Below are 10,888 nucleotides of genomic sequence, written 5' to 3' on the forward strand. Positions count from 1 at the left end.
GTTATTATTGTTTTCAAATGAATTCATGTACCCTTTGGGGAAGTCTTGACACAAAAACATTTGAAATTAAAAATTTGAGATTAAGAGGAGAAGCTCCAGTGGAGCTTAGGTATTCCTTTTCATTAATGTCACTTTTTTATTCATTCCTTATCTATTTTTATTATTTGCATTCATATGCCCTTCGGGGAACAGACTAAAAAGTAACCAAAAAGTCAAGGCTGTAAACCTCTCTACTAAAAATGTTCTCATTCCACTAAAGATTTTAAAAACCCTACGGGCTAAAACCTTTTTAACGTTGCATTCAAATATTTTCTTAACGTGAGAGTTTTAATGCCAGTCTCAACATCCTTTTTCAATATTCAAATTCATTTTTTAACCGCAAATCATTTAACATTTGGAGTGTATGAATTTATAAATTAGACATGCATTTTATGTTTTTGACGCATTGACATACCTCCTATTTTTTACGCTAAACCTAATTTCGATACAAACTTTAAAAAAAATAAACTATGAAATCTTTTTATTTAATTGTACTTGTGTGTTTTGTATTCAATAGCTGTATAGAATATGAAAATATTCTAATTGACACCCCAATTCATTCAGAACGTATTACTTCTTCTTTGAAAGATAATATTAAGGATAGCATTCCTTCTAAAAACGACCCGCCTCGTGATAAAGATCCCTATATGAGAAATATTGATGAAGATGAAAACTGATGTTAGATGTTAGAAAGTTATTTTTTATGAATTAAAATACTAAAAGATGAGAAAAATTGCACCGTTTATACAAACGCTCATCTGCTACCTATTTATTGTTTTGTTTATTTATGCAGCGGTGAGTAAACTGATGGATTTTGAAACTTTTCAAACTCAGTTAGGACAATCGCCCTTATTAGCAAGTTATGCGATTCCTATATCGTATGGAATTATTGCTATAGAACTTGTAACAGCAGTTTTCTTGATGTTTGAGCGAACTAGAAAATTAGCCTTACAAATTTCACTTTTTTTAATGGTGATGTTCACTACTTATATTGTCATTATTCTACATTTCACGGCGTTTACTCCTTGTTCTTGTGGTGGAGTTTTAGAAAAGATGGGATGGACGGAACATTTGATTTTTAATATCGTATTTGTATGTTTGGCTCTAATTGGCATTAGAATAGCAAAATCCTCTCAAACATGGAGAGGCTATATAATTGAACAAACTACTCTTACAATAATCGGAGTTGTTAGTGTAACCATTATATACGGTTTATCTGAAAAAAAATCTCAATATAATAATGCTTTTACACGTAAATACATTCCGCATTTTGCAGAAAAACTAACTACACTCAATCTAGAATCCACAGGATATTATATAGCAGGTATTGATAGTTGCTATGCTTATTTAGCTCATCCTAATGCTCCTTTATTTCTTAGAACTTATGATTATCATACACAAAATGTGACTAATAATCGGATCAAAATAAAAAATGAGCTACTCCCTTATAAACGAATAATAACATACGTTAACTCCCCTTATTTCTACTTAGGGGATGGAACAGTAGGAATTATAGAAAAAGGAATATTATATGATTACACGACTTCTCTTGAAACTATTGATAATGCTTATTACAATCAATATGTTCCTGGAAAAGATGATCATTTTGGTCTTTCTGTAACAAGTCAAAAAACTAAACAAACAGCACTCGCTATATTGTATAAAACAGTGGATGGATTTCAACTAAAAATAAACGATACAACTCTAAAAAGCCAACAAAATGGAGCATTTGATTTGGATGGATTACTCATTTGGAATGAACAACATCAGATTTTTTTATATGTCTATTATTATAAAAATGAAATTATCATCCTTGATTCTATGATGAATGAAAAAAATGTTATGAAAAGCATCGATTCTTTAAATGAACCAGAACTTGATGTTGCTTTTTATAAAAAAGACCAAAACTATCGATTAGGTCCAAAGACAATTCGAGTGAATGAAACGATAGCTACCTATGGTGATTATCTCTACATCCACAGCAAACGACTGGGAAATTTTGAAGAAGAACACCAAAGTGCAAGCATCATAGATGTATATGATCTCGTAAACAACCATTATCTCCACAGTTTTTACCTCTATCATAAACCTAAACAACAACTTAGGGATTTTAAAATATACCAAAACTCTGTTTTCGCTGTAATTGATGATGAAATCTATCGTTACCAATTAAAAAAATAAATCGTTGCGCAACGCAGGGGAAGACTGAAAACCTGTATAATAGAGTAAGTCACCACATTAAAAAAATACAAAATGAAAACAAATTTTCTAAGAAAAACGCTACCAATTGGGGTAGGAATGATGGCTGTTGCTTTTGCATTTGCCACTGAAGGGAAATCTTCTAACGAATCTACAGGGTATGCAACTGCATATATTTACAATGATTTAGAAGAATGTGAACAGGTAGATGCCACTTGCAATAACATAGGAACTGTAAGTTGTACAATTGGTTCTCAAGAAGTATTTGAATTTAAAAATGGTACTCAATGTAGTCAAAACTTGATGCATTGGCAACCATAATTTAAAGGAAAGGAGCGTAATAGCTCCTTTCTCTTATTTTAAATATGTATTAAACCAACTTAAGATTGAATTATATAACATTTCTTGATTCTCTTTACGAGTTAAATAATGACCATCGTTATTAAATAAAATCAATTTACCTTCTTTATTTAATTTTTTCATTGCCATATACATATATATGCTTTGATACCAATTTATATTATAATCAGATTTACCAGCCCACAACAATAAAGGTGTTTTCATGTTTTCCACCTGATAGAAAGGTGAGTTTCTTATATAGTTATTTTTATCCGTATAATAACTATCTTTCATTCGAAACTGCTGACTTTCTAACCTCCATGCTTGCTCTCTAAACCAACCTTCCCATTGTACATCATGCGACCAAGAAACCAAATCCATCACGCCAGAACCCGCTACAATTGCCTTAAACAAATTGGAATGTGTTGCTATAAATGCCGCTTCATAACCACCAAACGAATGCCCTATTAGTCCTAATCTATTCTTATCAATATAAGATCGACTTATTAGTTCTTCTACACTATTTTCTATATTCACGACAATTGATTCACCTAAATTCCCTATTTGATATTCTAAATTGGGTAAAAAAACAAAATACCCATCCAATATATAATTAAGAATGTTAAAACCGTCCTCCGTATGTTTTGTTGGACTTGCAAACTGATTTACTTTATACGTCATATTCTCGTATATATAGTAAATAACAGGATATTGTTTGGTAGGATTAAAATTAGTTGGGTAAAGTAAAATCCCTTTCGATTTGTTTCCTTTTATGTTCTTGTATTCTATACTTTCACTTTTACCTAAATCTAACTTTGCCAAATTGGGATTACTTTGATATACTATCTTTCTTTTTTTCGTAGCCAAATCTACACGCTCTATAACAGGAGATACGTTATACCTAAACTTCTTAAAAAAACACGTTCGTTTGTTAATACATACAGTATTTTCAATTGTATAGGATTCTAAGACAATTGGTAAAATTTTACCTTTTTCAAAAAAAGCAAAACCATTTTGCTCATCTTTGGTCGATAGATCTAACATCAACTTTTGATTGATATCAATGTGAGAGGTATTTTTTCGTTCTTTTTTATTAAATCTATAACTTATATCCCCATTACTAGCTGTTAACCTTTTAGCAGTACCATTTTTTATATCATACATCCAAATATCAAACTCATCATACACAAATACTTCATTTTCATTTATAGACCACCCTTCTACTCCATATGGTGTTGGATGTTTATAATACATATCGTTTGTTTTATATAAAGAATAATTTGATGGTATGGTAATCTCAATGTGCTTATCATTTACAGTATCATACCCCCACCATTTTTTATCTTTAAAATACATGATATATTTTCCACTCGGCGAAAACGAAAGATAGTCGTAAGAAAAATAATGTGCCGGAACAATTAACTTCTCTTCTCCTTTTTCATAATTTTTTAGGTATAAATCGGCAACAGTATATTGTTCTGTAGAAGGTTCATTTTCTAAAAAGTCATATGCTAATGCATAATTAAAATTAGGTTTAATGATAACAGCATTCAATTTATTTGAAGTAATGATAGAAAATTCATTCGTTTTTGTATCCCATCTTATGCTCTGTTTATTCAAAACATATTTTTCTGCAACAGCTTTTCTAGGTGCGATTAAAGCATCTTGGGTATCCCAAATACTGTAATTATCATTTTTACTCTTTACGATATCTACATTAAAAAAGACTATTCCGTTACGATCACTAGTAGTATCAAAACCATTTATTTTACGAACTACCTCATCAGAAAATAATGTTTTACAAGCCAAAGATTTTACCTCCTTATTTTGGGTATTAATCGTGTAAAGTATCCCTCCGTCGACCGTGTTTTCTAATAGAAGTATACTTTTTTGATTGCTTTGCCACCCTATGATCTTCACTTCATTTTTTGGAGTTATAAAGAGAGACTGCTGATTTTCTGAACCCGATTCCCATTTTTTTAATGTTTTAGTGTTAGAATCCATATTTGATGTTAGAAAAATTAACTCATCTTTGGCGGGATGCCACTGGTAGTTTTCAACATCGTGTATCGTATATGACTTGTTACTCTTCAAATCAAGTAACTGTAAATCTTTTTTCTCTTTTTCGCCCTTTCTTAGGTATGAAATTATCGTTTGATTATGATTTGTAAAATATCTTTTATGTAATACCTCAACTTGCAAGATTGTTTTTAGTGTTTTTAAATCAATTAGATGCAAATTTGATTTATCATCAACAAAAGATAGTATATCATTATTTTTCAAAAATTTCAAAAGAATGATTGACCCCAATTCTTTTCTAACACCAGATTCTGTCTGTACAAGTATAACATTATTTTTATCTTGCATATCATTTACAACAACCCACTTTCCATCGCTACTTACGTCTGTAAATAAAGTATGTTTAGTCCAATTCGAAGTTTTTTGATTCTCTTGCGCTTTTGAAAAGTATCCCGAACAGACAAACAGTATAACTAGTATTGAATTGACATATTTAATAGCCATCGTTTTGAGGATTTAGATTAGGATTAATCAATAATTCGCTTTCTGGAATTGGTAAAATTAAATCTCTTGGTTTCCAATTTGATTTTATAGGTTTTAGGGTTTCCTCAGCTATTTTCCAACGTTTCAAATCAAACCATCTGTTTCCATGTTCTGTAAACAATTCTAGTTTTCTTTGAAGTATAAGTTCTTTTTGAATCTCATTTGGATTAGAAGAATTAAACGGATTTAACCCTGCTTTCTCTCGAATGATATTAATTTCTTTCACTGCCAATGCCAATTCGTTTGTATGCAAATAAGCTTCTGCTCTCATCAAGATTATTTCTGACAAACCAAATACAATAGAAAACTCTTTGCTTGAACCTGTATTTGCATTTTCTTTATATTTATACGGTATATACCAAGATTGTGTATTTGTTGTATTGCTTACTTTCTTTGTCCAAAATTGTAACCTTTTATCGAGTGGATTAAACAGGTTTATAAAATCTTGTCGTAAAGCTACCCGAGTTGGAGGTCCGCTATTAATAATAAAATATGATCCTTCTAACGTATTTTCACCATTTATGGTCGATGAAAATTGAAATATTGTAGACTTGCTTTCTTTTTTATATTGATTTTCTATTGGTTGTTGAAATGAAAAGTTCTTATTTTGAACAATTCCTTGCGATTCACTCACTACTTTATCCCATTTTTCTTGGTATAAGTACAGCTTACTTAATAGGGCTGACACTGCATATATAGTTGCTCTGTTACTCGCAGTAGACGCCACATTATTTACCAATAAACCTTTTGCTTGGAGCAAATCTTTTTCGATATTATCGTAAACAATCTTTATTTCATCACGGTAAACATATCGATTGATTTGATAATTAGATGTAGTGATATAGGGTATTTTACCATATAGATTCATCAAATTAAAATGCGTAAATGCTCTAATAAACAACACTTCTGCTATCAATTTATTTTTTAACTCAAGGGATAAATTCGTTGAATTATTTAATGCCTCTATAGCTAAATTTGTTTCATAAATAATTCTATAATTATTTGCCCATATAGACGTTACAAGTGTATTAGAAGGCAATAATTGATGGGAATGAAACATTGAAAGGTTATTGCTCGTAGAACCATAAAAATCAAGTTCATCTGCATACAAACTAAATAATACGCTTGATCCATTTGTACTTCCCGACAACAAACCATCATTTTTCATGTCTTTGTAAATACTCGCAACTGCTGCATTAGCAGTTTGCTCGTTGTTGTAAACCTTTTCAATTTTTATTTCTCCCTTAGGATCATCTGTTTCAATCCAATCATTACAAGCAGCCAATGTAAATATGGCAATCAATAGGATGAATCTATTCATCACATATATTGTTCTATTATTTTTCATGGTTTCAATTTTTTAAAATGAGATAGTTGTTCCAAATGCGATACGTTTTAATGGAGGTAAAAAATCTTCAATTTGTTCGGGATCCCCTCCTTTGTAGTTCGTAAGCGTTAGCAGATTAAAACCTTGCGCATATAAAGCGACTTTATAATTTTTCTTAAGAGGTACATTGTAGTTTATCGAAAGTGATTTTAACCTCACAAAAGAAGCATCACTTACAACTCCAGTACTTGTATAAAAATAATTTTGGGCAACAACAGCATTTGTATTAGAGCCTGTTGTATAAATTTGCGTTCGACCTTCATCTATAACCGAAACAGGTTGATTGAAGAATGTACCTGCTGCATTTAACGTATGCAGTTCGTTGTAGGCTTTCTTTTTCGAGAATTGAAAAAGTACCTCAAGATTCCAATTGTTATAACGAATGGTATTTCCTAAACTTCCGTACCATTTGGGATTGAAATCAGTATATATTCTACGATCATCGGCACTACTTATTTTTCCATCATTGTTATAATCCTCGAACATATAAGTTCCATTTACAGGGTTTATTCCTATATAATTGTATAGCTTTGTGATATTTATAGATTGCCCAATAACATATTGATTGCTATAACTGGATTGAGCTAGATTTTCGAACGCTTTTAATTCATTCTTTGGAAATGTAATTAAAAAGGATGTTTCCCATTGCCATTTATCTTTCTTAATATTGGTTGAATGGAGAGCAATTTCTAATCCTTTATTAACCACTACTGCATCCAAATTTGCTTGAATTGTTTTAAACCCTGTTGTAGCAGGTAACGAATAGCCTATTAGCTGATTATTGGATTGATTGTGGTAATAGTTTACTTCAAGATTTAATCTATTTTTCAGAAAAGCCAATTCTATTGCTCCTTCTATCTTTCGATTTTTTTCCCATGAAAAATTCGGATTATGTAAACGAGAAGGTGTTAAATAGGTTGTTCCATCATAACCGTCTTGTTTTATAGAATATGTACTCAAATACTGATAATCCCCTATTTGGTCGTTTCCAGTAATTCCATAACTCCCTCTCAATTTTCCGAAACTCAACCACGATTGATCACTCAAAAAATGTTCTTTCGAAAAAATCCATGCAGCGCCTATTGCACCAAAATTTGCTAACTTATTGGCTTCTCCAAATCGACTTGATCCATCTCTTCTTGCTGTAAGATTAAGAATATATTTTTGATACAAACTGTAATTAAATCGTCCATAGATCGCATTGTATTTATATTGTGAAGAAATATCTTGCAGAAATTGAAATGCTTTTGCTGCGCTCATCACATTCATTAGTGCATTATCTGCAAAGCCAACTCCTCTTGTAACCAACTGATTTTGTTCGTTCATCATAAAAGTTGCTCCTACATTCAAGTTAATTTCACTATTTGTCCAACTAAGATGATAATCCAACTGCGGTTCTATTGACCATACTTCTTTTTCATTCTCATTCATTATGACACTACTATCGGCACTTGTATTACCATAAGCAGGATTTCTTACTGTATGTGGATTGAAACTTTTATCTTTTAAAATTGAATGATTGTAACCTATATTCGTTTTAAATGTTAATTGATCCGTTAAAGCATAGCTCATATTAAAGCTGGTATTCAACACATTTGCATGACTACGATATGTACTATAAGTAGATGCTATAGGGTTTGTCCATGTATTATTTTCCCAATTTAGATTTCCATTTTCATCGAATAAAGCGGGTGCATTGGGAGCTAATTTTTTAGCTGTACGCGCTAAGTTTTCTATTGGTAATACATTGTTATCATCTCCATAAACTAGGACAGTACCTACTTTAAATCTATTGTCTTTAGAAGAATGATTAAGATTGACAAAGGCATTCAGTTTTTTATAGCTATAATCCCCATATAAAACAGAAGTTTCTTTCATAAAATTGGTGCCAATCATAAAACTTGTTTGCTCGCTACCGCCCATAATATTTAGTCTTGTATTATTGGTTGTACCAGTATTCCCTATTAGTACTTTTTGCCAGTCGGTATATCGCGTTTGATCCCATGCTCCATTAATATCATACGCATTTGTCGGGTAATTTGTAATTCCATCATTTTCAAATGCTTTCTTTCGCATCATGAGGTATTGTTCTGTATTTAGAAGATTTACTTTTTTTGTAATGGAATTGACACTAATCGATGAATCTATATTAAATGTAGTTTTTCTCTTTTGTCCTTTTTTAGTCGTTATCAAAATCACCCCATTTGCACCACGTGATCCATAAATAGCGGTAGCATCTGCATCTTTTAAAACTTCAATCTTCTCTATTGATTTTGGATCAATAGAATTCAACGGATTAATGTTTGAATTGGGCATTACGGTATTGGAAATACTGGTGTAGGACATCGAATTCATATCAAACGGAACTCCATCTATTATAAACAAAGGATCATTTCCTGCATTTATACTATTCTGTCCTCTTAACCGAATGGTATATCCACCACCTGCTGTTCCTGTGGTTGGGGTAATTTCTAAACCTGCTACTCTACCCTGCAAGGCATCCAACACATTATTGACAGGTTGATTCTCTATTTCTTTTGCGGTAACACGTGCTATAGAACCCGTTCGTTCTTTGTCTTTTACGGAGTAATACCCTGCATTTATTACCACATCTTTCAGCTGAATCCCGTTGTCTTCTTTTGTAAAACTTACATTGATCACGCTTCTATTCAATACCTCTTCTTCTCGAATAGGGAAATCCAATTGCTCAAAAATTAGTTTAGCATTATCTTGTTGTAAAATCAACGAATACTGTCCATTATCATCGGTAAAGGTGGAATTATCGGTTCCCTCCTCTTTTACCATTACGCCCACCAGTGGGACTTGTAGTTCTTTTACCGTTCCAGTCACGGTTTTTCCTGTTTGTGCCAACATAGGTGTTGCACAAAACAATCCCAATAGCACACTTATTATATGCCTATTGAGTTTGAAGTAAAATTTTTTCATAATTTTACAATAGTTTTAAAATTCAACATTAGTTTTAAAAGCCACTCCTTTTCCTGTACATCGCGCCAACTTTGTTTTAGGGAAAGGAGGTTTTATTTTTTTTACGTTATAAGTTATTTTTTAACCACAATAGAAACATAGGTTTTTATCTTTTTTTATTTTAGAGATTCCATAGTTCAGTAAACAGAAACATAGCGAGCTGCTAACTATGTTTAATAGATTTATCTACTCTATTGCTCTTTATTTTTCATCATCCAGTTCTATGTATCTATGTGGTGAACAACATTTTTCAATACTCAAATTCGTTGTCAAGAACGAATTTTAGAGTCGACATAAGATTTGCAGACGAGTTTCAATCCATTGAAACAAGCGTAAAAAAGATTAGTGAGCGTATGCGAATCATTTAATCTTTTTAGTGCGTAAAATGGTAATTGAACGTCGAAAATCGCAGTCTTGACGTTTTTGGTTCGTTTTTGCGTCAAGCAAAAAGTAATATTACCGAAGCTTATAAAGCTTCTCCTTTTAATTTCAAATTTTTAATTTCAAATTTTTAATTTCAAATGTTTTTTCATCAAAGTTCCACAAAGGGCATATGAATTCATTTGAAAACAATAATAACTCATGAATAAAAATGAACGTAAAGTAATTTCTATCACTTTTTTAAGAGTAAAAAAGTAATCAAAAAACTCTTGGCTGTAAACCTCTCTACTAAAAATGTTCTCATTCCACTAAAGATTTTACAAACCCTACGGGCTAAAACCTTTTTAACGCTCCATTCAAACATTTTCTTAACGTGAGAGTTTTAATGCCATTTTCTTCATCCTTTTTTAATATTCAAATTCCTTTTAAACAATGAATTCAAACCCGTCATTGCTGAAAAGTCGAGTGTCAATTCGGCGTAAAGAGCGTTAAAAATGATTTATGTTCGCATTTCATATGCGAATGTTCTAAAGCATTTAGCGAGTAAGCCGTTATTGACCGACTTGTAAGCATTATACCTAAGCTCCACTGGAGCTTCTCCTTTTAATTTCAAATGTTTTTTTATCAAGAAAAAAAATGAATGAAATATAGTTTTGAAAAACGAGAATAACCTTTCTATCACTTTTTTATGAGCAAAAAAGTAATCAAAAAACTCTTGTCTTTGATTTTCGACGGTCAAAATAAGTTTCAGCCATTGAATGTTTTAAATCATTTGCTACGCAAACAGTAAAACATTTTAACCATGCCCCTCAACTTTTTGACACTCGTCTCCAAATCATATGACATTTTTATGATCCTTTTTCAATATTTAAATACATAATACATTTCACAAATCTAAAATCTCAATTCTCACATCTAAAATCAATCCTCTTTCTCAACCTTAGTCTTAACCTCAAATACATACTACTTTGTACATAATACAACTCTAAAATCTCA

At 31.4% G+C, this 10,888-nt stretch carries 5 protein-coding genes; 2 read left to right on the forward strand and 3 right to left on the reverse strand.

Going from position 1 to position 10,888, the window contains the following annotated elements; all coding sequences use genetic code 11:
• Window positions 1–762: 762 nt before the first annotated feature.
• Window positions 763–2,220, forward strand: a complete 1,458-nt coding sequence (locus B4G36_RS10955; RefSeq protein WP_286496313.1) for a DoxX family protein — start codon at window positions 763–765, stop codon at window positions 2,218–2,220.
• A 72-nt stretch (window positions 2,221–2,292) separates the two neighbouring features.
• Window positions 2,293–2,559, forward strand: coding sequence for a DUF6520 family protein (locus B4G36_RS10960; protein WP_147279993.1), 267 nt, complete (start codon window positions 2,293–2,295; stop codon window positions 2,557–2,559).
• Between the two features lie 33 nt (window positions 2,560–2,592).
• Here the strand turns inward: B4G36_RS10960 and B4G36_RS10965 are convergent, their stop codons facing one another.
• Genes B4G36_RS10965 through B4G36_RS10975 form a run of 3 tightly spaced genes read right to left on the reverse strand, consistent with a single transcriptional unit; the run spans window position 2,593 to window position 9,472 of the window.
• The gene (locus tag B4G36_RS10965; RefSeq protein ID WP_291064023.1) at window positions 2,593–5,100 is read right to left on the reverse strand and encodes an alpha/beta hydrolase family protein; all 2,508 of its coding nucleotides are present in this window, start codon (window positions 5,098–5,100) and stop codon (window positions 2,593–2,595) included.
• A complete protein-coding gene (locus B4G36_RS10970; RefSeq protein WP_291064025.1) occupies window positions 5,090–6,487 on the reverse strand; it encodes a RagB/SusD family nutrient uptake outer membrane protein in 1,398 nt (465 codons plus the stop codon). The genes B4G36_RS10965 and B4G36_RS10970 overlap by 11 nt, the downstream gene beginning before the upstream one ends.
• A gap of 12 nt (window positions 6,488–6,499) precedes the next feature.
• On the reverse strand, window positions 6,500–9,472 hold the full coding sequence (locus B4G36_RS10975; RefSeq protein ID WP_291064027.1) for a SusC/RagA family TonB-linked outer membrane protein: 2,973 nt from the start codon (window positions 9,470–9,472) through the stop codon (window positions 6,500–6,502).
• Window positions 9,473–10,888: the final 1,416 nt, after the last annotated feature.

Source organism: Empedobacter sp. UBA3239 (assembly GCF_002362875.1).
GTDB lineage: Bacteria > Bacteroidota > Bacteroidia > Flavobacteriales > Weeksellaceae > Empedobacter > Empedobacter falsenii_B.